The organism is Bifidobacterium sp. WCA-178-WT-4B, from assembly GCF_009696495.1.
GTDB classification, from domain to species: Bacteria; Actinomycetota; Actinomycetes; order Actinomycetales; family Bifidobacteriaceae; genus Bifidobacterium; species Bifidobacterium infantis.
Map to the genome: position 1 here is coordinate 99,602 of NZ_VULV01000006.1, position 24,596 is coordinate 124,197.

A 24,596-nucleotide genomic window follows, 5' to 3' on the forward strand; every position below is an offset into this window, starting at 1 on the left:
TTAGTTACCCACCGGTTCAACGACGAACAACAGCTGGTGGGTGCCAAGCCGTGGGGCACCGGCCAAACGCCCCGATCAATGAAGCTCGGCGCATCGGACGAGTCTCATCAAGGAAAGGAAGAACCCATGCACGTCACTAAGAAAATTCTCGGCATCACCTGCGCCGTAGCAGCGCTGGTAAGCGTCTCCGCCTGCGGCTCGTCGGGCGGAGGGACAACGGCGGACGGTAAGAAAGAAGTCTCCTTCCAGACCTGGAATCTGAAGAACGATACCTACACGCCGTATTTCAACGACCTTATCGCCGCGTTCGAGAAGGAGAACCCGGACGTCAAGATCAAGTGGATCGATCAGCCTGCCGACGGATACACCGACAAGATCAACGCCGACGCCGCAGCCGGCACCCTGCCCGACATCGTGGACATGAGCCCCAATGGCGCCTACAGCCTCGCCAAGGCGGGGGTGCTGATGAACCTGAGCACCGAGGCGCCCGACGCCGCCAAGCAGTTCACCAAGTCGTCATGGGATGCCGTGACCTTCAAAGGCGAGAACATCGAGAAAGGCGCCTACGCCTTCCCGTGGTACCTCAACTCCGGTGTGCAGTACTACAACAAGAAGGTCCTGACCCAGTGCGGCATCGACGCCTTGCCGCAGAACATGGACGAGTTCTTCGCCGCAGCCTCCACGCTCGGCAAGAACTGCGCCGGCACCACGATGGTGGCTTCCACCCCGACGATCGAATCACTCGGCCAGTACGGCGCCAAACTCATGAACGGCGACCAGACCGCATTCACCTTCAACGACGCCAAGGGCGTTGAGCTGGTCCAGCATTACATCGACATGTACAACGAGAAGTCCCTGTCCGCAGATGCGCTCAACAACCTGTGGACCGGCGAAGGCGACGCCTTCAAGCAGGGGTCGGTCGCCTCGCTGGCGGGTTCGGCCTACTCGGTCTCCGACTTCGAGGAGAACGCCAAGGAACTCTACAAGAACCTCGGCATCACCGAGCGTCTGCTCGGCGAAGGCGGCAAGATGAACGTCGCCATGGAGACCCTCGTCGTCTCCAAGAACGCCAAGAACAAGGAAGAGGCCTTGAAGTTCGCCGAGTTCGTGACGAACAAGGAGAACCAGACCAAGTTCTGCAAGTCCTCGCACACCTTCCCGTCCGCCAAGGGGGCCGTCGAAGACCCGGCGTTCTCCCCGACCGGCGACTCCATGCAGGATCAGGCCGTCAAACTCGCCTCCAAGGCCGTGCTCGACGACGATTGGTTCGCCTCCCCGGCCCCGTTCTCCGAGAACGCGAAGAACAGCCTGCGCGAACAGATCGCCCTTGCCATCCAGGGCAAGCAGTCCGCCCAGGAAGCCCTCGACAAGGTCGTCAAGATCGCCAATGAGGACTTGAACTCATGAGTGAATCCACTCCAACCGGATCCACGACCTCCGCGCGCGGCAGCTCCTCCAAAGCCGCCGCGCGTGGCGGTTCTCGCCGCCATGCCGGCGTGGACGTCGTGGATGAGGGCCACCGCATCCACGAAGGCACGGGCTTCGCCGCATGGCTGTTCGTGCTGCCCGCGCTCGCCGTGGCCCTGGTGTTCGTCATCGCGCCGTTCATCAACACGGTACGCCTGTCGTTCACCGACGCCACCTTCGCCCGCCCCGGCACGTTCGTCGGACTGGAGCAATACCGCAAGATGCTGGCCGATCCGGCCGTGCACACCGGCCTGCTCAACTCGTCGCTCTACGTGGTCTGCGTGGTGCCCTTCATGGTCATCCTGCCGCTGATTCTGGCCTCCCTGGTCTCGGGCAATTCCAAGATCCTCTCGTTCTTCCGGGCCTCCTTCTACCTGCCCGTGGTCGTTTCCACGGTCATCGTCGGGTTGGTGTGGACCAATATCCTGGCCCCGAAGGGAGTGGTCAATGCCGCGCTGAAGTCCGTCAACGCAATCAAGGAATATATCCCGTTCCTCACCGATCGCTGGCTATTGCTGTTCAGCGCGATGATGATCACCATCTGGACCGGCTTGGGCTACTACATGATCATCTACCTGGCGGCGCTGGCCAACATCGACCCCGGTCTCTATGAAGCCGCCGAGATCGACGGCGCCGGCGTGGTCCGCCGCTTCCTGCACGTCACCGTGCCGGGAGTGCGCTCCACCATGGTGCTCATCATGCTGCTGTCCAGCGCCGCGGCCTTCCGCGTGTTCAACGAAATATACGTGCTTACCGGCGGAACCGGCGGCGTGGGCGGCCAAGACGTCACGATGACCATGCTGGTCAAGAACTACGGCACCGGACTCAATGCCAAATACGGCTATGCCGGAGCGGTCAGCATGCTGATCTTCCTGATCGTCGGCAGCCTGATCGCCATCGAGTTTCTCATCGAAAGGAAGATGAGCAAGGATGCGTAAGACATCGAACAAAGTCGCGCAGTATGCGTTGCTGACCCTGTTCTTCCTCGTGTTGATCGGCCCGTTGTTCTGGCAGCTGACCCTGGCCTTCAAAGGCAAGGGAGACGACATCTACGCCGTCCCGCCCTACGTGTTTCCCCGGGATCCGACGTGGAGCAACTTCGTCGAGGCGTTCAACCGCATTCCCGTCCTGAGCTATTTCAAGAACTCGCTGATCGTGGCCGCCATCGCCGTATGCGGCAACGTCGTGGGATCCACCTGCGCCGGTTACGCGCTCTCGCGCCTGGCCTTCAAAGGCAAACGTCTGGTCGTGCTGCTGATCTTCAGCGCCATGTTGATCCCCGGCGAAACCCTGCTGATCTCCCAGTTCATCATCGTCAAGAACATGGGTCTGCAGAACACGCTGATCGGCGCGGCGCTGCCCGGCCTGTGCGGCGCGATGAACGTGCTGCTCATGATGAACGCCTTCGCCGGCATCCCCAACGAGCTCGAGGAATCCGCCAAGGTGGATGGCGCCAACGTGTGGCAACGATTCTGGAACATCTGCGTTCCCCAAGTCAAGGGAACGATGACCGTCGTGACGATCTTCGCCTTCGTCGGCGCATGGAACGACTTCCTGTGGCCGTTGATCATCCTGTCCGATGACAAGGTGTACACGCTGACCGTGGGGCTGAACCGGCTCAAGAACCAGTTCGTCTCCGATCCGCGCCTGATCGCCGCGGGCACGGTCATCGCGCTCGTGCCGATCGTGATCTTCTTCCTGGTCTTCCAGCGCTACTTCTTCAAGGGCGTGGAGTCCGGTGGCATCAAAGGATGAAAGGATGATGCGCATGAGATTCGGCGTCAACTACACCCCATCCCACGGCTGGTTCCACTTCTGGCTCGACCCCGACTGGCCGAGCGTCGAGGAAGACATGCGCCGCATCAGGAACCTGGGCATGGACCATGTGCGCGTCTTCCCGGTGTGGCCCTACCTGCAACCCAACCGCACATGGATCAACCGCAAGGCCATCGCCGATGTACGCCGCATGGTGCACATCGCCGGCGAGCAGGGGATGGACGCCTATGTGGACGTGTTCCAAGGGCATCTGTCCAGCTTCGACTTCCTGCCGTCATGGCTGGTCACCTGGCATCGCGGCAATATGTTCGAGGACGCCGATGCCGTCAAGGCGGAGAAAACGCTCGTCGCCGAACTGTACGGGGAGCTGGCCCAGGAGCCGGCGTTCCGGGGGCTCACCCTGGGCAACGAACTCAATCAGTTCTCCGACCGTCCGCATCCCGCCAAAATGGCGACCTCGTCCCGGCGCATCGACGCCTGGCTGGCCGATCTGCTGGCCGTCGTCGACCGCAGGAAGCACGTGGCGTTGCACAGCGAAAACGACGGCGTATGGTATCTCGACCATCATCCGTTCACGCCGGTGCAGGCCGCGAACCTGGGCGACATGACCACGATCCACTCGTGGGTGTTCAACGGCACCGCGCAAGGCTATGGCGCAATGAGCGGGGAATGCACCGCGCATGCGCTCTACTTGGCCGAGCTCTCCCGAGCCTTCGCCCGGAACCCCGACAGGCCCGTATGGCTGCAGGAGGTCGGCGCCCCGCAGAACGTGCTCGAAGCCGAGCAGACCCCGGAATTTTGCCGCGACACCATCGCCAAGGCGGCGCAATGCCCGAATCTGTGGGGCGTCACATGGTGGTGCTCGCATGACGTGGACTCGCGCATGAGTGATTTCCCGCCCTTCGAGCACGCTCTCGGCCTCTTCGACGAACACGGCAACATCAAACCAATCGGCCGCGCCTTCGCCGAGATGGCGCAGGAGTATCGGGACAAGCCCGCAGCCGGAGGCAATGACGCCGCCGTCGTCATCGAAGTCGATGAGAACGGCAACCCGCTCAACCGTGGCGCCTGCGGTCCGGGCGGCTCGATCTTCGAACGGTGGATGCGGCTGCATGCCGAAGGCGCCCGGCCCACGCTCGTCACCTCGGCGACCGCCCGTGACGGCGAAGCGCTGCGGCGGCTCGGCGTCACGCGGCTTGAAACCGACGATGAGCCGCATGGGGCGAAATACTACACCGCCGTCTCCGACTCATCCTTCGCGGAGCTGGATGCGCGGTGAGCGCCGTGGCCGCCGCACGTCGGCGGCTCCGGCGAGTACCGTCATGGCCGTGGCGATAGTATGGTGGTAATCCGAACATCGTATTTAGAAGTTTCGTATTGAAAGGAACGCGAGGCATGGCAGACGCGCGTACTGATTCCGTGAAGTATCCTGATTTGGTTGTTGTGGGTGCTGGGTTGTTTGGTCTGACGGTGGCGCAGCAGGCGGTGGAGCATGCGGGTGCCCGTGTGCATATCATCGACGTGCGCGACCACATCGGCGGCAACGCATACTCGTATATGGATGAGGAGACCGGCGCGGAGATCCATAAGTACGGGGCGCACCTGTTCCACACGTCCAACAGGCGTGTGTGGGATTACGTGAACCGTTTCACCTCGTTCACCGACTACGTGCACCGCGTGTACGCGACGCATGACGGCGAGGTGTATCCGCTGCCGATCAACCTGGGCACGATCAATCAGTTCTTCCACGCGCGTTACACGCCGGCTGAGGCACAGAGGCTTATCGCCGAGCAGGCGGGCGAGCTGGCCGGCACCGATCCGCAGAACCTCAACGACAAGGGCATCCAGCTCATCGGCCGTCCCCTGTACGAGGCGTTCATCAAGAACTACACGGGCAAGCAGTGGCAGACCGATCCTGCCGAGCTGCCCGCGTCGATCGTCAAGCGCCTGCCGGTGCGCTTCAACTACGACAACCGCTATTTCAAGGACACGTGGGAGGGTCTGCCCGCGGACGGCTACACCAAGTGGATGGAACGCATGATCGACGATCCGCGCATCACGGTTTCGCTGGGTGTGGACTTCTTCGACGAATCCCAGCCGTACAACAAGAAGGCCCTGCGGGCCGCGGGCGTGCCGGTGGTGTACACGGGTCCGGTCGACCGTTACTTCGGTTACGAGCTTGGCGACCTGAAGTGGCGGACGGTGGACTTCAAGGAGGTGCGTTACGATGAGGGCGACCATTTCGGTTGCCCGGTGATGAACTTCTCCGACGCGGACGTGCCGTACACGAGGGCTATCGAGTTCAAGAACTTCAACCCGGAGCGTCGCGAGCGGCAGAACCCGGACAAGACGGTGGTGTGGGAGGAGTACAGCCGTTTCGCCGAGCGTGGCGACGAGCCGTATTATCCGATCAACACCGATGCGGACAAGGCCCTGTACGCGCGGTACGAGGCCAAGGCCGCGGCCGAGCCGAAGACCGTGTTCGGCGGGCGACTCGGCACGTACAAGTACTACGACATGCACCAGGTGATCGACACCGCCCTGACCGCCTACGAGGAGCAGGTCGCCCCGCTGCTGAAGAAGTAGACCAGCGTTTCGCCAGAGGATTAACGATTGAGCCTGAAACCGACTGAATATTGCTGAGGCAATAGCCGGTTTCAGGCTTCTGTGTTTTTAACGTTGCAAGTGGGGGGGTGACGCTGCTCGAACATGGCTCGGCTTCCCCAGAATGAAAAACTGGCGGAAAGGCGTATAAAGTGGCGGTAGACTGGCGGAAAGGCGTATAAAGTGGCGAATTCTGACGTTATTGAGTTGATTTCTTTTGCCGGCCTTTCCGAGTCGGATGTGAGGCTACTTCGAGAAGATAATTGTATTGAGGCGAAAAAGGCCAAAGGCCGCGCCGAATGCACAAAGTTTGAGCGTAATTGATGTTCGTGAAGCAATTATTTGACTGAATTGGTAAAGTGCCACGTCGCGTCGATGACGGGGACAAATTTCCTGGGCCGCCTGAAGCGAACCGGAAGTACAACGGCCTGGCTATTGCCGGTTTTATCTGCTCGTTCCTTGTCTCACTCCCCGGTCTGATCCTGAGCATCGTGGGCCTCAACCAGATTAAGAAACAGGGCGGCAAGGCATCGTTGCGCGTCATCATGCACACGCAAAGCGGCCAGTCGCTGTACGACAAAACCTGGACCGAAAAGTAGCAATCCCAGCGAACGTGCGTTTTGGTCGATTGAAGGCCGGTCTGCTTGCTCCTTGAACGGATGCTTCTGCGGAAGGAACCGCCAAGGAGTAGGCTTAGCACCATGAGACTCGCACGTTTTTCTTTGAATGATTCGCCGCGCTACGCCTTCGTGCAGAAGGACGAAACGGACGGCAAGGACTACCTCATCGAACTGGACGGCCACCCGCTGGCCGGCGACCAGGTCAAGCCCACCGGCACTCGTTACCCGGTCGACGGCGACGGCATCCGCCTGCTCTCCCCGGTCATCCCCTCCAAGGTCTACGGCCTGGCCAAGAACTATGAGGCGCACGCCCAGTTCATGCACGAGGCCGGCCATTCCGAAATCGCCCACGCGCCGGAAGACATGGTGATCTTCACCAAGCCGTCCACCTCGGTGATCGGCCCCGACGATCCGATCGTGTACCCGGCCTGCTCCAAGGACATGAACTGCGAGCCGGAAGTGGCCGTGGTGATGGGACGCATCGCCAAGAACGTGACCGTCGAGAACGCGATGGATTACGTGCTCGGCTTCACCTGCGTGAACGACGTGACGTTGCGCGATCTGCAGGGCATCGACCCCACGTGGACGCGCGCCAAGGGCTTCGACACCTCCTGCCCGCTTGGCCCGTGGATCGTGATGCGTGACGACCTCGACTGGAAGGACGCCAGGATCTCGTTCACGCTGAATGGCGAGGATGTGCCGATGGCGTCCGGCACCACCGCCAACCTGATTCACGGCATTCCCGAACAGATCGCCGCGATCTCGTCGTTCTCCACGCTGCTGCCGGGCGATGTGATTATGACCGGCACGCCGAACGCCTCCGGTCATCTCGACCCCGGCGACGAGACCATCGTGCACGTCGAAGGCATCGGTGATCTGCGCAACGTAATCGTTCGGGCGTGACGCGGCTTCGCGCGTGACGTCGCCGCTCATGCGGCGTCGCCGTCACCTCCCCGAAATCCAAAACTTGAGTCACATGCACTCAAGTTTTGGGAATAGAATGGGTTCCAGGTCGGTTGACCATATCAGACAACGACAAGTTGCGGTCTGCCGCAACGCTCGCAGGACTTTCGAAGCCTGCGAGCCGCACTGCGCAGACCGCATGATATGGAGGAATACGATATGGAACAGAAGTTCACCACCATGGCCCAGGAGGCCGTCGGCGACGCCATCCAGAGTGCGTCCGCCGCGGGAAACGCGCAGGTCGAAACCCTGCACGTCATGGACGCGCTGCTGCGCCAGGAGAACGGCGTGGTGCGTTCGCTGATCGAAGCCGCGGGCGGAGACCCGCAGGCCATCGGCGCGGCGGTGCGCAACGCCTTGGTCGCCCTGCCAAGCGCATCCGGTTCCAGCACATCACAGCCGCAGGCCAGCCGTCAGCTGACCGCCGCCATCGCCCAGGCCGAAAAGGAAATGCAGCAGATGGGCGACGAATACGTCTCCACCGAACATCTGCTCATCGGCATCGCGGCCAGCAAGCCGAACCAGTCGGCCGAAATCCTGGAGAAGAACGGCGTCACCGCCGCCTCCCTGCGCAAGGCCGTGCCCGGTGTGCGTGGCGGCGCGAAAGTCACCAGCCCGGACGCGGAAGGCTCATACAAGGCCCTGGAGAAGTACTCCACCGACCTGACGGCCGCCGCCAAGGAAGGCAAGCTGGACCCGGTCATCGGCCGCGACCAGGAGATCCGCCGAGTGATCCAGATCCTGAGCCGCCGCACCAAGAACAACCCGGTGCTGATCGGCGAGCCGGGCGTGGGCAAAACCGCCGTCGTCGAAGGCCTGGCCCAGCGTATCGTGGCGGGCGACGTGCCCACCACGCTGCAAGGCAAGAAGCTCATCTCCCTCGACCTGGGCTCCATGGTGGCCGGCTCGAAGTACCGTGGCGAATTCGAAGAGCGCCTGAAGAGCGTCCTGAACGAAATCAAGAACGCGGACGGCCAGATCATCACCTTCATCGACGAGATCCACACCATCGTCGGCGCCGGCGCGGCCGAAGGCTCGATGGACGCCGGCAATATGTTGAAGCCGATGCTGGCCCGCGGCGAACTGCGCCTGATCGGCGCGACCACGCTGGACGAATACCGCGAGAACATCGAGAAGGATCCGGCATTGGAACGCCGTTTCCAGCAGGTGTTCGTGGGCGAGCCGAGCGTGGAGGACACCATCGCCATCCTGCGTGGCCTCAAACAGCGTTACGAGGCGCACCACAAGGTGACGATCGGCGACGATGCGTTGGTTGCCGCCGCGACCCTCTCGAACCGGTACATCTCAGGCCGTCAACTGCCGGACAAGGCCATCGACCTGGTCGACGAGGCCGCCGCCCACCTGCGCATGGAACTCGACTCCTCGCCCGAGGAGATCGACGAACTGCAGCGCAAGGTGACCCGTCTTGAGATGGAGGAAATGCAGCTCAAGAAGGCCGAGGATCCTGCGTCCAAGGAGCGTCTGGGCAAGCTGCAAGCCGAACTCGCGGACACCCGTGAGAAGCTCAGCGGTCTCAAGGCGCGTTGGGATGCGGAACAGGCCGGGCACAACAAGGTCGGCGACCTGCGTGCCAAACTCGACGGACTGCGCGTGCAGGCGGACAAGTACACCCGCGAAGGCAACCTCGCGGAAGCCTCGAAGATCCTCTACGGCGAGATTCCATCCATCCAAAAGGAACTTGCCGCAGCGGAGAACGCCGACGCCGAAACCCAAGACTCCGGCGCCGGGCAGCCGGACGCCGAACCGATGGTTCCGGACCGCGTGGACGCCGACTCGGTGGCCGGCATCGTCTCCGACTGGACCGGCATCCCCGTCGGCCGCCTGATGCAGGGCGAGAACGAGAAGCTGCTGCGCATGGAGGACTACCTCGGCAAGCGTGTGATCGGCCAGAAGGAAGCCATCGCCGCCGTGTCTGACGCGGTGCGCCGTTCGCGCGCCGGCATCTCCGACCCGAACCGTCCGACCGGCTCGTTCCTGTTCCTCGGCCCCACCGGCGTGGGCAAGACCGAACTGGCCAAGGCGCTCGCCGACTTCCTGTTCGACGACGAGAAGGCCATGGTCCGCATCGACATGTCCGAATACATGGAGAAAGCCTCGGTCTCCCGCCTGATCGGCGCCGCACCGGGCTACGTGGGCTACGAGCAGGGCGGTCAGCTGACCGAAGCCGTGCGCCGCCGCCCGTACTCCGTGGTGTTGTTCGACGAGGTCGAGAAAGCCAACCCGGAGATCTTCGACGTGCTGCTGCAGGTGCTCGACGACGGCCGCCTGACCGATGGCCAGGGCAGGACCGTGGACTTCAAGAACACGATTCTGATCATGACCTCCAATCTCGGCTCGCAGTTCCTCGTGAACGAGGACATGGACGCCGACGCCAAGAAGAAGGCCGTGATGGACGCCGTCCACATGAGCTTCAAGCCGGAGTTCCTGAACCGTCTGGACGACATCGTCATGTTCCACCCGCTGACCCGCGAGGAGCTCGGCGGCATCGTGGACATCCAGGTGGCCGGGGTGGCTCAGCGCCTGACCGACCGGCGTATCACGCTGGACGTCACCGCGGCGGCCCGCGAATGGCTGTCGAACACCGGGTATGATCCGGCGTACGGCGCCCGTCCGCTGCGCAGGCTGGTGCAGACCGAAGTGGGCGACCAGCTGGCCCGCATGCTGCTGGCCGGCAAGGTCCACGACGGCGACACCGTGCTCGTCGACCAGACCGGCGGCGAGCATCTGGACCTCACCGCACGTTCGGGCGGCGACGACCCGTCCGTGAGCGTAGACAACGTCACCGAAGACAAGTGACAATCACTGGCTCCCCTCTCTGAGCGAAGCTGACTGAGGGGAGTTCGGGCGGCTTCGCAACAGTGATTCTTCTCTGCAAAATCTCTTAAACAGGTGGGTATGGTAGCAGTCATACCCACCTTTTCGTCTTTGTGGATCTATCTCGATTTCGAGGGGCTGATTTGCCCCCTTTCGGAGGTCTACTTCCGTTTCGAGGGGCTGCTCTTCTGCCGAACCGCGAGTATCAGCGGCTTTATGGCAACGCCATTCCGCCATTGTTGCGCCGTGTCTACTTGGCTACCAGCCCCTTGAAACGGAAGTAGACCTCCTGCAATATCGAAATCAGCCCCTTGAAACGGAAGTATCTGTCCGATCCGTCTCAATTGTGTTCCCCAAGAGTGGAAGAACCGTGGCATCAAGGTGTTCACTGTCGCATATGGTAGGAAAGTGAGTGTTAACAGACGAAGGGAGGGCCAGTGACCGGACGATTCGCGCCGACGCCGTCGGGGCGCATGCATATCGGCAACGTGTACGCCATGCTGGGCGCATGGCTCTCGGCCCGTTCCCGTGGCGAACGCATGATGATGCGTATCGAAGACGTGGATAAGCCGCGCGTGATTGCTGGTGCCGACCGGCTCATGATGGACGACCTGCATTGGCTCGGGCTCGACTGGGATGGTGAGCCGATGTTCCAGTCCCGGCGCACCGAACGATACGAGTATGCGCTGGAATGCCTGCGCTCGCAGGGCGTGCTGTATCCCTGCTTCTGTTCGCGCGCGGATATCCGCGCGGCGTCGGCGCCCAACGAGGGAGACGGCTTCACGGTGTATCCGGGCACATGCCGCCGCCTGCTGCGCGAGCATCCCGAGCAGGTGCGCGCCCGCCTGACGCGCGGCGACCGTCACTCCATCCGCATCGCCATGCCTGAGGCGGCCGTCGCCTTCACCGATGGCGTCTACGGGCCGCGTCGATACGACCTGGCCCGGGAAGTGGGCGATTGCGTGATTCGCCGGGCCGATGGGTTGTTCGGATACCAGTTGGCCGTGGTGGTCGATGATCTCGACATGGGCGTGGACGACATCGTGCGCGGGCGTGACCTGCTGCGCTCCACCGCATTGCAGATGCGGATTCGCCGGTGCCTGCTGGAGGGCGGCTTTGAACCGGAACATGGCGGCATCGACCCGTGCGCCGTCGGTCGGCCCGCAAGCCGTTGCGCCGCGTGCCCCGCATACGCGCATCTGCCGCTGATCGACAATGCGGCCGGACGCCGCCTCGCCAAACGAGAGCGGTCGCTCGACATGGGCGCCCTGCGGGCGCGCGGCGTCCGCCCGGAGCAGATCATCGGCTACTGTGCGTGGCTGCTTCGCCTACGGCCCGACCCCATCGCCTGTCCGCCCGCCGACCTGCTGGCCGACTTCAGCTGGACGCCGCTGCGCGGCGAGCATGACGATCGCATCCTGGATCCGGCCTCGCCGCACACGCCGGCATGGCTGGCCGAAGCCTTGTGAGCGCGGGCCGCCGGGCTGCGCAAAAACGTGTCGTGAGCCGGCGGGACCTTGCGTGCCGAGGTGACGGACCGCGGTAGGCTGAGCGTGGATAATTGGTCCGACACGGGAGGAACGTATGTCTTCATCGAAACTGTTCAGAAATGTGATCATCGGCGGCGCCGTTGCCGCGGGCACCGCGGCCTGGGCGCTTGCGCCGCGCTCGTTCAACGACAAGCGCCGCAACTTCGTGCCTTCGGTTCCCGATGCGTGGTACGCCCACCGTGGTCTGCACGACGCCGGTTCCGGCCTGACCCATCGGTACGCCGCCGAATCCGGCGACTATGTGGCGCTCGCCCGCCGCATGGCCGAGAAAGCCGGCTACGGTTCCGCCAACGAGGCCGGCCCGATCGCCCCCGAGAATTCGCTGGCCTCTTTCGCCGCCGCCTGCGAGGCCGGGTATGGCATAGAACTCGATTTGCAGCTGACGCTTGACGGCCAGGTGGTCGTTGTGCACGACCCCGACCTGAAGCGCGTGGCCGGCGATCCGCGCCGCATCGAAGACCTCACTTACGGCGAGTTGACGCGCATCCCGTTGTTCCCCACGGCCCGGCCCGGCGATGCCGTCGCCGAACCATTGCCCGGCGCCGAGGAGGTGCCGCCGCTGGTCACCACGCCGTCCGCCGCACCGGACGGCTACTACCAGCATGTGCCGCTGTTCTCCGACGTGCTGAAGGTGGTGAATGGCCGCGTTCCGCTGATCGTGGAATACAAGTTCGATGACAACGCCCATTGGGACGGACGCTGCGACGAACTGATGGACAAGGGCGCCGCGCTGCTCGCCCAGTACGAAGGCCCGTACGTGATCGAATCGTTCAACCCCCGTGCCGTGGAATGGTACAAGGTCAACCATCCCGAGGTGAATCGCGGGCAGTTGAGCTGGCCCGCCACCATCAAGGAGGACGGTGTGACCGAATGGGCCGCCGGCCTGCTCGTGTTCGACTGGATGTCCCGCCCCGATTTCGTGGCCTACGACTGGGTCGGCGGCTCGTCGCCGCAGGTCAGGCTCGCGCGCGCGATGGGCGCGACCGCCGTGTCGTGGACCGTGCGCAGCCGTGACGAACTCGCCCAATGCGACGCTTACTTCGACCGTCATATCTTCGAGGCGTTCGTGCCCGACGAACGGTAAACCGCTTTACCGGTGCCCTTCAGGCCGCCCACCACATCTGTCGTGGTGGGCGGCCTGTTTATTGGCATGCCATGACGGGGCGGTGAACGAGGCGAATATCAGACGTAATGGCGATGAAGCCATATTGAATTCTCAGTGATATCGATCCAGGGGCGTCGACTGCTGGGGTACCACTGAACGAGGTAACCGTCCACAGGAAAAATGCATAAACGGTCTTCGACCGGAAGGGGCCTTTGCATGTCTCAGGCAGTCGCACACATCCAAAAACCTAGCCAATCCCCGCCGTCATATGGCGCAGGTTCCCGTGCCAAGGCGCGATTCACCCTGCGCGACGTGACGTCGTCGCTGTATCTTGCGCCCGCGGCCATTGTGTTCCTCGTATTCGTGGTATACCCGCTGATTCGCACGTTCGTGCTGTCCATGTCGGGCACCGACATTCTCGGCCGACAGAGCAAGTTCGTGGGACTACGCAATTTCCAGCGCGTGTTCAGCGATCCCGAATTCGGCAAAATCATGCTCAATACGTTGATGTTCGCCGTATACACGGTGATTCCCACGATTCTGCTGTCGCTGGTCATTGCGTTGATGCTGAACAAGGAATCCACCGTCAATCGTGTGTTCCGCACGATTTTCGCGCTTCCGTTCGCCTACTCGGTGTCGGCCGCGTCCATCATCTTCTCCGCCTTCTTCAATCCGGCCACTGGCCTGTTCAACGCCGCGCTGCAGAAAATCGGCATGCAGCCGGTGGGTTGGCTCACCGACCCGAAATTCGCGATGCCGGCCATCGCCATGACCACGGTGTGGATGAACATCGGCTACAACGTGCTGGTGTTGCTTGCCGGCCTGGGCTCGGTTCCGGAGGAGATCGTCGAAGCGGCTCGTCTGGACGGTGCTTCCGGTCTACGCCTGCAGACCTCGATCATGATTCCGCTGATCATGCCGCAGTTGTTCTTCCTGATCATCACCGACACCATCCAGTCGTTGGAAAGCTTCGGCCAGATTCATGTGCTTACCAAGGGTGGCCCGAACGCCTCCACCACCACGCTGGTGTACGACATCTACATGCACGGTTTCGCCAACAACAGCTCCAATTTCGGCTACGCTTCGGCCGAGGCGTTGGTGCTGATTGTGGTGGTCGCCGTCATCACCCTGATCCAGTTCCTCACTGTTGGAAAGCAGGTGGATAACCAATGACCGCTTCCATTCCCTCCGGTACCGTGTCGCGCGGCGCGACCGGCTCGCTGAGCCTTTCCCGCGCCAGATACATCGCCTCGAAGATATTCGGCGTGCTGGTGCTGCTGTTTCTTGCCTTCCTCGTGGTCTTCCCGGTGTACTACTCGTTCGCCGGTTCGCTGATGAAGCAGGAGGACATCGCCAGCTATCCGCCCGCCGTCTGGCCGGTGCATGGCATCACCTGGAATAATCTCGCCACCGCGGCGCAGATCATTCCGCTTATGCGCCAGTACGTCAACTCGCTGGGGGCCACGCTGGTGATCACCGTGGCGCAGGTGCTCACCTCCACTTTGGTGGCGTATGCGCTGGTGATCCTCAAAGTCAAGGGCCGTCGCGTGTGGTTCGTGCTGTTCCTGTCCACGATGATGATTCCGGGTGAATCCGTGATCATCCCGAACTATCTGACCATCTCTTCGCTCGGGCTGCGCAACACCTTCCTCGCGCTGGTGCTTCCGTTCCTCGCCAGTGGATTCGGCGTGTTCATGATGCATTCGTTCATGCGCCAATTCCCGATGGAGCTGGTGGAAGCCGCGCGCATCGACGGCGCCTCGAACCTGCGCCTGCTATGGTCCGTAGTGCTTCCGCTAAGCCGCCCGGCCATCGCCTCGCTGACCATCTACACCTTCCTGACTCACTGGAACGCCTTCTTCTGGCCCTTGCTGGTCACGGAGACACCGCAGATGCAGACCATCCAGATCGGCATCACGCAGCTGCAGTCGCCCGATGCCTTCAACCCGGGACTGGTGATGGCCGGCGCCGTTCTGGCCGTCATCCCCACGCTGTTCATCATCGTGTTCGGGCAGCGCCAGATCGTGCGCGGTCTGACTGCTGGTTCGACCAAATGATCTGTGATTCATAACTCAATACCGACAACAACCAACCATTGACGTCGCCGACCATTGGCCGAGCTGAATGTCGACGTCAATCACCATCCCTCGGCCGGCGCTCGCTGGCCGACTGTCACCAATCACCGTCCGTCGGCCGTGTCGTATCCGACATGCGGGCAGCTTATGAGGAGAACGAACAAGAATGAACAAGATTGCCACCCGTGCCATCGCCATCATCGCGGCGGTGGGTTCCATGGTTTCCTTGGCGGCATGCGGATCGGATACCGCTTCGAACGCCAACGTCCCTACGCCCAAAGAGTCCGACGGTTCCGTGACCGTGAACTTCTGGCACTCCATGTCCGGCACGAACGGTCAGGTGCTGGACAAGATGATCAATGAGTTCAACGCGCAGAACAAGGGCAAGATCACCGTCAAAGGCTTGTACCAAGGCAAGTATGATGAAGCGATCACCAAATACAAGTCGGCCGTGCAGTCGCAGTCCACGCCGACGCTGATGCAGATCTACGACATCGGTTCGCGCTTCATGATGGATTCCGGCACCATCACGCCGATGCAGAATTTCATCGATAAAGACAAGTACGACACCTCCGATCTGCAGCCGAACGTGGCTGGGTACTACACCGTGAACGGCAAGCTGTATTCGATGCCGTTCAACACCTCCATGCCGGTGCTGTACTACAACAAGACGTTGTTCGAGAAGGCCGGGCTCGACCCGAACAAGGCGCCGGAAACGCTGGATGAAGTGAGGGCCGCCGCCGAGAAGCTTTCCGAGAAGAATGGCGGACCCGCACAGTACGGCTTCAACGCCGCCGTCTACGGCTGGTACCTGGAGCAGGAGATCGCCGCCAGTGGCGAGCAGTACTGCGATCCCGACAACGGCCGTGGCAAGGATCGCGTGTCGAAGTTCAGCTTCGACAACGACGCCGCAGTCACGTTCATGAAGTGGTGGAAGGATATGGTCGACTCCGGCGTCTCCGGCAACACCGGTTCCGATACCACGGCGGCCATCAACGCCTTTGAAACCGGCAACATCGGCATCACCATCGAATCCACCGCCGATCTGGCCGGTGTGATGGATGCCGCCAAGCAGAAGGGCTTCGAAGTCGGTGTGGGGAACTACCCGAAGATCAAGAAGAACAACTCCGGCCCGATCATCGGCGGCGGCTCCCTGTGGATTTCCAACGTAAAGCACTCCGACGAGGAGCAGCAGGCGGCTTGGCAGTTCGTCAAGTTCCTTTCCGACCCGAAGCGTCAGGCCGAATGGCATACCGGCACCGGTTACTTCCCGACCTCGAAGAAGGCGCTCGAGGAGCCGGCGGATGCCCAGTGGCGTCAGCAGTACCCGCAGTTCGATGTGGCGGTCAGGCAGTTGCAGAACACCAAGCTCACTCCCGCCACCCAGGGATGCTCCGCAGGTGTGATGCCGCAGGCCCGCAAGGGCGTGGAGAAGGCCGTCGAACAGATCTTCGAAGGCACCGATCCCAAGAAGGCTTTGAGCGATCAGGTCAAGGCGTTGCAGACGGATCTGGACGATTACAATAACTCGCTGTCCCAGAAGTGATGTGGTCGCGGTCCCTATGCCGCGACAATGACGACGGCCCGCCGCCCCGGAGGTTTTCGGAGCTGCGGGCCGTTTGCCTTGCCCCGCAGGGTCACGGTGCGCGCCGTCACTTGTGATACGGCTCGTGGGCGTTGATCTTGTATGCGCGATAGATCTGCTCCAACAGGATCACGCGCATGAGCTGATGGGGGAACGTCATCTTCGAAAAGCTCAGCTTGTAATCGGCGCGTTTGAGCACCGCGTCGCATCGAAGATCTGACCCGTATTCCGCTGTTCCCGAACGGCAAGTCCGGTGACTTGAAGGCCGAGCCCTTGCCGGGCGCCGATGCGAATCCGCCGCTGGTGGTCACGCCGTCCGCCGCGCCGAAGCGGTACTACCAGCATGTGCCGCTGTTCTCCGATGTGCTGGACGTGGTGACCGGCCAGGCTCCGCTGATCGTGAAATACAAGTTCAGCAACAACAAGGCTTGGGATGAGCGTAGCGAAGAGCTCATGGAAAAGGGCCACGCCTTGCTTGAGGCGTATGACGGCCCGTACGTGATCGAATCCTTCCACCCGGGCGCGGTGAATTGGTACAAGGAGCATCATCCTGAGGTGTGCCGTGGTCAGCTGAGCTGGCCGGCGAAGCTGAGCAAGAATGGTGCGGCTGAATGGGTCGCCGGCTTACTGGCGTTCGACTGGCTGTCTCGTCCTGATTTCGTGGCTTATGACTGGACCGGTGGCGCTTCACCGCAAGTCAGGCTCGCTCGTTCGATGGGTGCGATGCCGGTTTCATGGACCGTGCGCAGCAGCGACGAGCTCGCTCAGTGCGCGCCCTACTTCGACCGCCACATCTTCGAAGCGTTCGTCCCCGACGCAGTGTGAGGTTGAGGGCGTTATTGATGTGCCCATGGGGCGGTTACAGGCTCATCGGGCGGTAACTTGCCCATGGGGCGGTTTGAAGAATATGTGAAACCGCGGAATTAAGCCATTTTGGTATACCGCCCCATGAGGGTTTTACGGCCCCATGGGGCAATTACCGCCCCATGAGGGATTTCCCGCCCCATGAGGTACGGTGTTTTACTTGTGATACGGCTCGCCAGCGTTGATCTTATAAGCGCGATAAATCTGTTCGAGCAGAATCACGCGCATGAGCTGATGCGGGAACGTCATCTTCGAGAAGCTCAGCAGAAAATCAGCACGACGCAGAATCGCGTCGTCAAGGCCGATTGAACCGCCGATGACCAGCTGAATATGGCTGGTACCACGCAATCCAAGGTCGTTGATTTTGGCGGCCAATTCTTCACTGGACAGCTGCTTGCCGTTGATGGCAAGGGCAATAACAAACGCCCCGTCCTTCAGATGCTTGGCGATGCGTTCGCCTTCTTTGGCCTTGATCTGTCGGCCAACGCCTTCAGAGGCGTGTTCGGGCGTCTTCTCATCCGCCACCTCGATGATGTTGAGCTTGCAGTAGCGCGAGAGCCGCTTGGAATATTCGGCGATGGCGTCGGTCAGATACCGTTCCTTGATCCGGCCGACGCAGACGATGTCGATGTTCATGCGTCAGTCGATGACGCCGTAGAGACGATCGCCGGCATCGCCCAGGCCCGGCACGATGTAGCACTTGTCATTGAGCTTCTCGTCCACCGCGCACACCACGACCTTGAATTCGATGGACGGGTCGATGTGCTCCTCGACGTACTTGATGCCTTCAGGCGCCGCGATGATGTTGATCGCGGTCACGTCCTTGGCGCCGCGTTCGGCCAGATAGTGCGTGGCGGCGACCAGCGTGCCGCCGGTGGCGAGCATCGGATCGATCAGGAAGCACTGGCGGCCGGACAGATCATCGGGCAGGCGGTTCGCATACGTCACCTGCTGGGTGGGATGCTCCTCGTCGCGCTTCATGCCAAGGAAGCCGACTTCGGCGGTGGGCATGAGGCGGGTCATGCCGTCGAGCATGCCGAGGCCCGCGCGCAGCACCGGCACGATGATCGGACGGGGTTCGGCCAGTTTCTTGCCGGTCATCGGGGCGACCGGCGTCTCGATCGGCGCGGCGACCACGGACAGGTTGCGCGTGGCCTCGTAGGCTTCAAGCATCACAAGCTCGGAGACGAGCTCGCGGAAAATGGAGGAAGGGGTGTTCTTGTCGCGCAGCACGGTGAGCTTGTGCTCGACCAGCGGATGATTCAGTACATGCAATTCCATAGCTCCCAGCCTACCCGCAGCTCTGCCGGAAAACACCTTGGCCACAGGCAGTAGTCGCTGAACCATGACTACATTGTTGGCTCGTGCTGTTCAATTAGCGGCCATATGACATTCATGGTTCTTAACCATCGCGGCCATGTCGCATTCCTAACGTTGGTCAGCGAAAGCGTTCCCATCAGCGCTCATGCATTTGGGTGCCGGCGTTTTCGTCGATCGATGCCAAGAGGAAGGGCATCAATACAGACCGATATTGATGAGGAGGGACAATGTCCGTATTCACTCAGTGCGAGCGTGCGCTTGCCGGGATCGCCGCCGTTGCCACCATCGCCGCCAGCTTCGCGGCTGTGGTGCCGGCCGCCATGGCCGACGACCAGCCGACCTACCCGTCTGACATCGCTAAGGCCGATCCGCAGGTACTGCTCAAGGAGTTCAACAACTACTGGACTCCGGTGGCCAACCCGAACAATGACGAGACCACTGCATCCCACGGCAGCGTCACTGATGCCGGCGTTGCAGTGCTTGGCAAGAGCGATGACCTGACCGTGGCTATCAACAACAAGGCTGACGCCGATAACACCAATGGTGTGAAGGTGGACGACCACTACACCCAGCAGCAGCGTGCCGTCATTGATGGTGCCCAGAACAATCGCGAAACCTACTGGGATGCCTTCGGTCCGATTATCGGCGAATGGTTCTATGAAGGCTACGAAGCAGATGCCAATGGCAATGTGCCGCTGGCCAAGACCGGCAAGCTGCTCAACGACATGGTCGGCTACATCCCGGTGACTGGCGCCAAGCATGGTTTCAACTACCCGCGTCCGTCGCTTAACACCGCTGAAGGCGACTCTATCGACCGCAGCGCCAACGGTGAAAACGACCTGAAGGGACTGGCTCCTGCGCTCGCTCTGAAGCGCGTGGCCGGCTTCCACGATGATTTCCGCAATGTCGACCGTGCCAATGGCTATGGCGGTCTGGTGCAGTCCGAGTCCTTCCCGTCCGGCCACACGATGGCGTTCTACACGTCCGGCCTGACCCTGGCTGCCCTGATGCCTGAGCTCGCCCCGCAGATTGCAGCCCGTGCCGCCGAGGGTGGCAACAACCGCATCGTGCTTGGTGTGCACTACCCGATGGACATCATGGGCGGCCGTATCGTCGGTGAGGCTTCCGCCGCCGGCCGTCTGAACGACGACGTCTTCTTCGAGCAGGTCGTCAAGCCCGCCCAGCAGGAACTGCGCGACTACCTGACCAAGCGCGGCCAAGAAGCCGGATACGGCAACACCCTTGACGAGATTATCGCCAACACGAAGGCCACCACCACCAACGGCTACAAGAACCTCAACACCGATCAGGTCGCCACTGAGCCCGTCACCGATGTCAAGTCCGCCGTGGACGTGTACACCGAGCGCCTCACCTACGGCTTCGACCCGGTCGGCCCCACCGATCAGGCCGCCCGCGTGCCTGCTGGCGCCGAGGCCCTGCTGCGTACCGTGTTCCCGACCCTGAGCGCCGACCAGCGCCGCGAAGTGCTGGCCCGCACTGAAATCCAGTCCGGCTACCCGCTCGACTCCACTTCCGACGGCTGGCAGCGCCTGAACCTCGCCGCCGCCTTCAGCTCTAAGGTCACCCTTGACGCCAACGGCAACGTGGTGAGCGTCGAGCCCGGTCAGAAGGCTGAAGTCGTCAAGCAGGAGGCCCCGAACAACAACGGTAGCAACAACAACGGCAACGAAAACAACAACGGTTCCAACAATGGTTCCAACACCGGCAACGACCAGAACAACGCCGGCTCCAACAACCAGAACCAGAACAACGGCAACAAGAAGCCGAGCACGTCCAAGAACGCGTCCAAGGCCAACGGCAAGCTGGCCAACTCTGGCGCTGACGTGAGCGTCTTCGCCGGCATCACCGTGCTGTTCCTCGCCGCAGGTGCCGCCCTCGCCACCGCCCGCAAAATGCTCCGCCACTAAGAATGATTGCTGACTCATGTCAGCACTAATTCCCATCTCAGTGTTGGCTTCCCTCTCCGAGGAGGAGCCAACACTGCGTTTGGGCTAAGGCGTCTGCGTAGCTTCCCGCCGGAGATTCCAGAACCATGATATGACCCATATTGCTCCCTCTCTGAGGGGAGCTGCCGAACGAGGTGAGGCTGAGGGGAGCAATGCCAAGTGGGAGGTGTCTCGCCAAGCAATCAGCCGGCGAGACACCTCCCACTTCGTTACCTATACGTTCGATACGCTACGCTCCCGCGCTCCCGAACATCACATCGCAAACGGCTCGTAATACATCTCGTCCGCTGCCACGCCGTGCTTCAACAGAATCGCGCGTAAGGCGTTCGCCATCGATCTGGGCGCGTCGGACGTCGAGATGGTGTCGGAGACCGGTTCCGGCATGGACGACAAACGCCGCAAGTTGAACCGCACCCTCACCGACCCGACCGTGGGCACGATCGTCGTGGAGCATCGCGACCGCCTGGCCCGCATGAACGCGGGACTGGTCGAATCCGCGTTGACGGCGCAGGGGCGGCGGCTCATCGTCGTGGACGATTCCGAGCTGGACGACGATCTCGTGCGGGACATGACCGAGGTGCTGGCCTCGTTCTGCGCCCGCCTGTACGGTCGGCGCGCGGCGAGGAACAAGGCGAAGGCCGCGTTGAAGGCGGCGCATGATGCTTGAGGCCGTCAAGGTGGCGTTGGATCCGACGCCCGTGCAGGAACGCCTGATACTGTCGCACGCGGGGGCGGCCAGGTTCGCGTACAATGCGGGGCTCGCCCACGTCAAGGAGACCATCGAAACCGGCGGGAAGCTGGAATGGACATTGTATGCGCTGCGCCGCTGGTGGAACGCGAACAAGGGCACGCTGGCCGTGGATGCGGACGGGACGCCGTGGTGGCGGGAGAACAGCAAGGAAGCCTACAACAGTGGTCTGGAGGCATTGTCCGACGCCCTGTCGAACTGGTCGAAAAGCCGCAAGGGCGAACGGAAGGGCCGCAGGGTCGGGTTCCCGAGATTCAAGGCGAAGGATCGGGAGACGCCGCGGTTCGCGTACACGACCGGCAGCTTCGGCCTCGTCAGGGCCGATCCGAAGGCGCTCAGACTGCCGCGCATCGGCCGCGTGCACTGCATGGAGAACGTCGCAGGACGCGTGGACGGGGCCAGGGCGCTGCGCATGACGGTGTCGTGCCGTGCGGGACGCTGGCACGCCGCGTTGACCGTCGAACGCGCCGACCCAACGGCGAGACGAACGCCGAGGGAAGGGGCGGTCGGCATCGATCTGGGCGTGAACTCCTTGGCGACGCTCTCGGACGGCACCACGATCGCCAACCCGCACACGCTCAAGGCCAATGAACGCCGTCTTAAGCGGGCGCAACGCTCGCTGAGCCGCAGACAGCCCGGCTCGCATCGGCGCGCCCACGCGCGGGAACGAGTCGTCCGACTGCACGCGCGTGTCGCCAATCAGCGCCGCGACATGTTGGACAAGCTGACCACATGGCTCGCCGACACGTACTCGGACATCAGCATCGAGGATCTGAACGTGGCGGGCATGGTCAAGAACCACAGGCTCGCCCAATCGATTCAGGACGCCGCATTCGCGGAGTTCCGACGCCAACTGACCTACAAGACCGCACGCACCGGCGCTGGACTCCACATCATCGGCCGCTGGTATCCAAGCTCGAAGACCTGTTCGAACTGCGGGACGGTGAAAACCAAACTGTCCCTGTCCGAGCGCGTCTACCATTGCGAGGAGTGCGGACTGTCCATCGACCGTGATTTGAACGCGGCCGTCAACATCCAGGTCGCCGGGAGTGCCCCGGAGACCCTAAACGCGCATGGAGGGGACGGAAGACGGAACGACGCATCACGTCGTGCAACGCAGACCCCGGTGAAGTGCGAACCAAGCAGCCACGCAAGCGGCGTGAGACTTGGAGCGGACGATCGCAAGACCGTCCTACAAACCAAAACAAACTAGTTTGCAACGGTTGTAGGCCGCGACGAACCTATAGGGCCATCCGCTTCCACTTGCGGATCTTCGTCCTGAACGATCCGAACGGGGCGACGGTGTTCACATGAATGAACCTGTACACTTCCCATACCGCCGTTTTGGTGGCGTCGTCGGCCCATTGCCTCATATGCGGCTTGAACAGCTCATCCTCGCTCATCGCGTCAATCATGGCGTATATGGCGTCGACGTTGTCGGTCAACATGCCCTTCAGCTCCCGCAGCGAAAGGTGGGCGTAGGTGTCGGTGAACCACTGGTACAGCTTTCCGAGTTGGTTCCACTTGAACTCGTCCGACGGCGTTCGCACCGGAAGGCCCTTCCGCTCGCGATCCTCCCATTGCAGCAGCAGGGTGGTCCAACCAACCTGATAGGCGAGGTTTTCCGCCGGGGTCCTCTCGACCTCGTCGATGCGCTTGTCTTTCAGAGCTTCCGGAATATCGTCGAACTCCGCAATGTATTTGCGAAACGCCGCGCCGATCTCCTCTTTGAGCTCCTGCGCGTTCTCGTATGTTCTCACCATGCACCTCCCGGCCGCCATGCGTCGCTGCGACGATACGGACATTGTATCAGTCCGGCGGATGCCGTGACGTCAGTGGCTGGCGGGTGTCCGGGGCTGTCTGAACTCCATGTGAACAAGATGAATTCTCTGACTTGTGCGCGTATAGTCCTGATGAATTTCTCCCCCCGCTGCATCTCCTCGTGTCATGCTAGTGCTGATCGCCGCCGAAACGCCGAAATATGGGAGTGGGTGGATATGGGAATCTCAATCAAGAATCTCAGGAAGGTGTATGAGAACGGATATGAGGCCCTGAAGGATATCAGCCTTGATATTCAAGACGGAGAACTGGTCTGCCTGCTTGGTCCCAGCGGCTGCGGCAAAAGCACTACGTTGAACATCATCGCGGGTCTTCTGGATCCCACTTCCGGCGATATCGCCATCGACGGCCAATCCGTCGTCGGACTGCATCCCAAGAATCGCAACATCGGGATGGTCTTCCAGAATTATGCCCTCTACCCGCATATGACGGTATTGGAGAACGTCATGTTTCCGCTGCGTGTGGGAGAACATCGCCGCAGCAGGGAAGAGGCGGCGAAGATCGCCCACAAGTTCATGGACATGACGAACATCGAGAATCTGGCGGACAAGAAACCTTCCGCGTTGTCGGGCGGGCAGCAGCAGCGTGTGGCCATCGCTCGTGCACTCGTGCAGACTCCCCGGGTGCTACTGCTCGACGAGCCGTTGAGCAATTTGGACGCGCGTCTACGGTTGCATATTCGTGAGGAGATTCGCCGTCTGGTCAAGGGGACGGGCATCACCACGATCTTCGTCACTCACGATCAGGAGGAGGCGCTGTCGATTTCCGATCGCATCGTGCTGATGAACGAGGGTGTGGTGCAGCAGTACGACAATCCGCAGAAACTCTATCTCGACCCGGCCAACCTGTTTGTGGCGCAGTTCATGGGCAGTCCGATCATCAATATCTTCGACATGAGATTCGACCGTTCTGACGGCATGCTGCGGGGAAAGGCCTTCGACATCGCGCTCGCGGATCTTGATGGTTCCCGGTTCCGCGCCGACGCCGCGGGCGGAATGCTGACGGAGGAGCGCTACAAGGTCGGCATTCGTCCTGAATATTTCCTGACGGAGCCCGTGAAAGGGCATGCCGATGGATTCAAGCCGGCGTTTGAGGCCGAAATCGAGTCTTTGGAAATGATTGGCCGTTATGCCGTCCTGCATTTTGACGCCGGCGGGCAACATGCACGCAGCGTGGTCGATGCACGCACGGGAATCCGCCAAGGGCAACGGGTCGCGTTCGCCATCGGGTATGACGATATATATCTGTTCTCCGAGGATGGAACGAGGGTGTACTGAT

Annotated in this window: 18 protein-coding genes and 4 pseudogenes; 18 read left to right on the top strand and 4 right to left on the bottom strand. The window is 61.7% G+C overall.

The window, feature by feature from the left end; genetic code table 11:
- Positions 1-126: 126 nt before the first annotated feature.
- The 13 genes and pseudogenes from FYJ31_RS05925 (at position 127) to FYJ31_RS05985 (ending at position 16,541) form a co-directional block, all read left to right on the top strand.
- Positions 127-1,407 (top strand): ABC transporter substrate-binding protein, encoded by a 1,281-nt coding sequence (locus tag FYJ31_RS05925; protein WP_032744260.1) that lies wholly within the window; start codon positions 127-129, stop codon positions 1,405-1,407.
- The gene (locus tag FYJ31_RS05930) at positions 1,404-2,405 is read left to right on the top strand and encodes a carbohydrate ABC transporter permease (protein WP_154536250.1); all 1,002 of its coding nucleotides are present in this window, start codon (positions 1,404-1,406) and stop codon (positions 2,403-2,405) included. Before FYJ31_RS05925 ends, FYJ31_RS05930 begins: the two co-directional genes overlap by 4 nt.
- Positions 2,398-3,222, top strand: a complete 825-nt coding sequence (locus FYJ31_RS05935) for a carbohydrate ABC transporter permease (RefSeq protein WP_065474778.1) — start codon at positions 2,398-2,400, stop codon at positions 3,220-3,222. Before FYJ31_RS05930 ends, FYJ31_RS05935 begins: the two co-directional genes overlap by 8 nt.
- Positions 3,223-3,235: 13 nt before the next feature.
- Entirely contained in the window at positions 3,236-4,522 is a 1,287-nt protein-coding gene (locus tag FYJ31_RS05940; RefSeq protein ID WP_195839455.1) for a glycoside hydrolase 5 family protein, read from the top strand.
- Positions 4,523-4,638: 116 nt separating this feature from the next.
- Positions 4,639-5,829, top strand: coding sequence for a UDP-galactopyranose mutase (gene glf, locus FYJ31_RS05945; protein WP_154536252.1), 1,191 nt, complete (start codon positions 4,639-4,641; stop codon positions 5,827-5,829).
- Positions 5,830-6,245: 416 nt separating this feature from the next.
- Positions 6,246-6,374: pseudogene (locus FYJ31_RS13300) on the top strand (DUF4854 domain-containing protein); the annotation flags it as partial.
- A 174-nt stretch (positions 6,375-6,548) separates the two neighbouring features.
- A complete protein-coding gene (locus FYJ31_RS05955) occupies positions 6,549-7,370 on the top strand; it encodes a fumarylacetoacetate hydrolase family protein (protein WP_195839452.1) in 822 nt (273 codons plus the stop codon).
- A 219-nt stretch (positions 7,371-7,589) separates the two neighbouring features.
- Complete coding sequence (clpB, locus tag FYJ31_RS05960; protein ID WP_154536255.1) at positions 7,590-10,247, top strand: ATP-dependent chaperone ClpB; 2,658 nt, start codon at positions 7,590-7,592, stop codon at positions 10,245-10,247.
- Between the two features lie 455 nt (positions 10,248-10,702).
- The gene (locus FYJ31_RS05965) at positions 10,703-11,734 is read left to right on the top strand and encodes a glutamyl-Q tRNA(Asp) synthetase (protein WP_250235995.1); all 1,032 of its coding nucleotides are present in this window, start codon (positions 10,703-10,705) and stop codon (positions 11,732-11,734) included.
- A 115-nt stretch (positions 11,735-11,849) separates the two neighbouring features.
- Positions 11,850-12,899 (top strand): glycerophosphodiester phosphodiesterase family protein, encoded by a 1,050-nt coding sequence (locus tag FYJ31_RS05970; protein ID WP_060620223.1) that lies wholly within the window; start codon positions 11,850-11,852, stop codon positions 12,897-12,899.
- Between the two features lie 237 nt (positions 12,900-13,136).
- Positions 13,137-14,093 carry a carbohydrate ABC transporter permease gene (locus FYJ31_RS05975; protein WP_071477681.1) on the top strand — a complete coding sequence of 319 codons (957 nt, stop codon included), beginning with the start codon at positions 13,137-13,139 and terminating at the stop codon, positions 14,091-14,093.
- Positions 14,090-14,977: a carbohydrate ABC transporter permease gene (locus FYJ31_RS05980; RefSeq protein ID WP_154536256.1), complete on the top strand. Its 888-nt coding sequence runs from the start codon at positions 14,090-14,092 to the stop codon at positions 14,975-14,977. Before FYJ31_RS05975 ends, FYJ31_RS05980 begins: the two co-directional genes overlap by 4 nt.
- Positions 14,978-15,161: 184 nt before the next feature.
- Positions 15,162-16,541 carry an ABC transporter substrate-binding protein gene (locus FYJ31_RS05985; RefSeq protein ID WP_154536257.1) on the top strand — a complete coding sequence of 460 codons (1,380 nt, stop codon included), beginning with the start codon at positions 15,162-15,164 and terminating at the stop codon, positions 16,539-16,541.
- Positions 16,542-16,647: 106 nt separating this feature from the next.
- On the opposite strand, the pseudogene FYJ31_RS05990 reads toward FYJ31_RS05985, so the two are convergent.
- Positions 16,648-16,785 (bottom strand): annotated as a pseudogene (locus FYJ31_RS05990) (23S rRNA (pseudouridine(1915)-N(3))-methyltransferase RlmH); the annotation flags it as partial.
- Between FYJ31_RS05990 and FYJ31_RS05995 the strand changes: the two are divergent.
- A pseudogene (locus tag FYJ31_RS05995) lies at positions 16,779-17,405 on the top strand (glycerophosphodiester phosphodiesterase family protein); the annotation flags it as partial. The pseudogenes FYJ31_RS05990 and FYJ31_RS05995 sit on opposite strands and share 7 nt — an antisense overlap.
- A 195-nt stretch (positions 17,406-17,600) precedes the next feature.
- Here FYJ31_RS05995 and rlmH read toward each other — a convergent pair.
- Together rlmH and upp are read right to left on the bottom strand one after the other, a co-directional pair.
- On the bottom strand, positions 17,601-18,080 hold the full coding sequence (gene rlmH, locus FYJ31_RS06000; protein ID WP_154536258.1) for a 23S rRNA (pseudouridine(1915)-N(3))-methyltransferase RlmH: 480 nt from the start codon (positions 18,078-18,080) through the stop codon (positions 17,601-17,603).
- 3 nt (positions 18,081-18,083) lie between these two features.
- Positions 18,084-18,725 (bottom strand): uracil phosphoribosyltransferase, encoded by a 642-nt coding sequence (gene upp / locus FYJ31_RS06005; RefSeq protein ID WP_032743953.1) that lies wholly within the window; start codon positions 18,723-18,725, stop codon positions 18,084-18,086.
- A 266-nt stretch (positions 18,726-18,991) separates the two neighbouring features.
- On the opposite strand from upp, the gene FYJ31_RS06010 reads away from it, so the two are divergent.
- The 3 genes and pseudogenes from FYJ31_RS06010 (at position 18,992) to tnpB (ending at position 22,692) form a co-directional block, all read left to right on the top strand.
- A complete protein-coding gene (locus tag FYJ31_RS06010) occupies positions 18,992-20,692 on the top strand; it encodes a phosphatase PAP2 family protein (protein ID WP_154536259.1) in 1,701 nt (566 codons plus the stop codon).
- 358 nt (positions 20,693-21,050) lie between these two features.
- A pseudogene (locus FYJ31_RS06015) lies at positions 21,051-21,398 on the top strand (IS607 family transposase); the annotation flags it as partial.
- Positions 21,391-22,692: an IS607 family element RNA-guided endonuclease TnpB gene (tnpB, locus tag FYJ31_RS06020; protein WP_154536277.1), complete on the top strand. Its 1,302-nt coding sequence runs from the start codon at positions 21,391-21,393 to the stop codon at positions 22,690-22,692. The pseudogene FYJ31_RS06015 and the gene tnpB, both read left to right, overlap by 8 nt.
- Positions 22,693-22,720: 28 nt before the next feature.
- On the opposite strand, the gene FYJ31_RS06025 is transcribed toward tnpB, so the two are convergent.
- Entirely contained in the window at positions 22,721-23,242 is a 522-nt protein-coding gene (locus FYJ31_RS06025; RefSeq protein ID WP_154536260.1) for a ClbS/DfsB family four-helix bundle protein, read from the bottom strand.
- Between the two features lie 234 nt (positions 23,243-23,476).
- Between FYJ31_RS06025 and FYJ31_RS06030 the strand changes: the two genes are divergently transcribed.
- Entirely contained in the window at positions 23,477-24,595 is a 1,119-nt protein-coding gene (locus tag FYJ31_RS06030; protein WP_012578586.1) for an ABC transporter ATP-binding protein, read from the top strand.
- Position 24,596: the final 1 nt, after the last annotated feature.

What these genes read in the sequence shown, in the direction of transcription:
- FYJ31_RS05925 (WP_032744260.1), top strand. Translation starts at nt 127, where the DNA reads ATGCACGTCACTAAGAAAATTCTCGGCATCACCTGCGCCGTAGCAGCG.
- FYJ31_RS05930 (WP_154536250.1), top strand. Translation starts at nt 1,404, where the DNA reads ATGAGTGAATCCACTCCAACCGGATCCACGACCTCCGCGCGCGGCAGC.
- FYJ31_RS05935 (WP_065474778.1), top strand. Translation starts at nt 2,398, where the DNA reads ATGCGTAAGACATCGAACAAAGTCGCGCAGTATGCGTTGCTGACCCTG.
- FYJ31_RS05940 (WP_195839455.1), top strand. Translation starts at nt 3,236, where the DNA reads ATGAGATTCGGCGTCAACTACACCCCATCCCACGGCTGGTTCCACTTC.
- glf (WP_154536252.1), top strand. Translation starts at nt 4,639, where the DNA reads ATGGCAGACGCGCGTACTGATTCCGTGAAGTATCCTGATTTGGTTGTT.
- FYJ31_RS05955 (WP_195839452.1), top strand. Translation starts at nt 6,549, where the DNA reads ATGAGACTCGCACGTTTTTCTTTGAATGATTCGCCGCGCTACGCCTTC.
- clpB (WP_154536255.1), top strand. Translation starts at nt 7,590, where the DNA reads ATGGAACAGAAGTTCACCACCATGGCCCAGGAGGCCGTCGGCGACGCC.
- FYJ31_RS05970 (WP_060620223.1), top strand. Translation starts at nt 11,850, where the DNA reads ATGTCTTCATCGAAACTGTTCAGAAATGTGATCATCGGCGGCGCCGTT.
- FYJ31_RS05975 (WP_071477681.1), top strand. Translation starts at nt 13,137, where the DNA reads ATGTCTCAGGCAGTCGCACACATCCAAAAACCTAGCCAATCCCCGCCG.
- FYJ31_RS05980 (WP_154536256.1), top strand. Translation starts at nt 14,090, where the DNA reads ATGACCGCTTCCATTCCCTCCGGTACCGTGTCGCGCGGCGCGACCGGC.
- FYJ31_RS05985 (WP_154536257.1), top strand. Translation starts at nt 15,162, where the DNA reads ATGAACAAGATTGCCACCCGTGCCATCGCCATCATCGCGGCGGTGGGT.
- rlmH (WP_154536258.1), bottom strand. Translation starts at nt 18,080, where the DNA reads ATGAACATCGACATCGTCTGCGTCGGCCGGATCAAGGAACGGTATCTG.
- upp (WP_032743953.1), bottom strand. Translation starts at nt 18,725, where the DNA reads ATGGAATTGCATGTACTGAATCATCCGCTGGTCGAGCACAAGCTCACC.
- FYJ31_RS06010 (WP_154536259.1), top strand. Translation starts at nt 18,992, where the DNA reads ATGTCCGTATTCACTCAGTGCGAGCGTGCGCTTGCCGGGATCGCCGCC.
- tnpB (WP_154536277.1), top strand. Translation starts at nt 21,391, where the DNA reads ATGCTTGAGGCCGTCAAGGTGGCGTTGGATCCGACGCCCGTGCAGGAA.
- FYJ31_RS06025 (WP_154536260.1), bottom strand. Translation starts at nt 23,242, where the DNA reads ATGGTGAGAACATACGAGAACGCGCAGGAGCTCAAAGAGGAGATCGGC.
- FYJ31_RS06030 (WP_012578586.1), top strand. Translation starts at nt 23,477, where the DNA reads ATGGGAATCTCAATCAAGAATCTCAGGAAGGTGTATGAGAACGGATAT.